Annotated in this window: 1 protein-coding gene; it reads right to left on the bottom strand. The window is 63.7% G+C overall.

Annotated elements, in window-relative coordinates:
• Positions 1-357: 357 nt before the first annotated feature.
• On the bottom strand, positions 358-684 hold a 327-nt coding region (locus tag A5695_RS29335; protein ID WP_231974689.1), incomplete at its 5' end, for a hypothetical protein.

Below are 684 nucleotides of genomic sequence, written 5' to 3'. Positions count from 1 at the left end.
GACCGAAGCGAGTTCGCGGCGGATGGCGTCCTGCGCCACATCTCCCTCGCTCATTGCGGTGCCGCCGAATACCGTGTGGCGAAATGCGCATCCACCGCCGTGTTCACCGCTGTCGACAACTGCCGCCACCTGTCGAACGTCATTCCCAACACCGGCCCGTGATGCCCAAACGGTGAGGTGCGGATCAGCGGCCCGTGTTCGTCCTCATACACCACCGCGGTGGGTAGGCCGTCCGGGTCGTAATACTCAGCCACAGCGCAGTAATTGCGCCTCAATGCTGTATTTTCGGTTGTGCCCATGGCAGTCCCTTTCTGTTGTGGGCGTCGGTCCCGCCCGGCGCACACCGGGCGGGATCTCTTACTTACTGAACTGAGCTGCCGACGCGGCGGTGAGTTTCTCCGCGAGCCGCAACCACACCTCCGGAACCGGAGACGTCTCCGCGAAACCCCTCACCGCATAAGCGGCATCAACCAACTCGACACTTGAGAGGGGGGGCTGCCCGGCACCAGTCGGGGGGAGAGGTGCCGGGCAGCCAGCTTCTGCCGACACGGCGCCACACGCGGCAGAAGGATTCGGAAGGTAGTTCGGGCTGTCGTGGCAAATGCAGGACGCCATCACGCAGTCGTACAGATGCTCGCTCGGCTCGGATGCTTCTTCCTGGGCTTCCTTCTCCGCCAACGCATC

This window comes from Mycobacterium sp. E1747 (assembly GCF_001667775.1).
Lineage (GTDB): Bacteria > Actinomycetota > Actinomycetes > Mycobacteriales > Mycobacteriaceae > Mycobacterium.
Note: the sequence above shows the minus strand (reverse complement) of the source record. Positions and strands in the feature narration are given on the sequence as shown.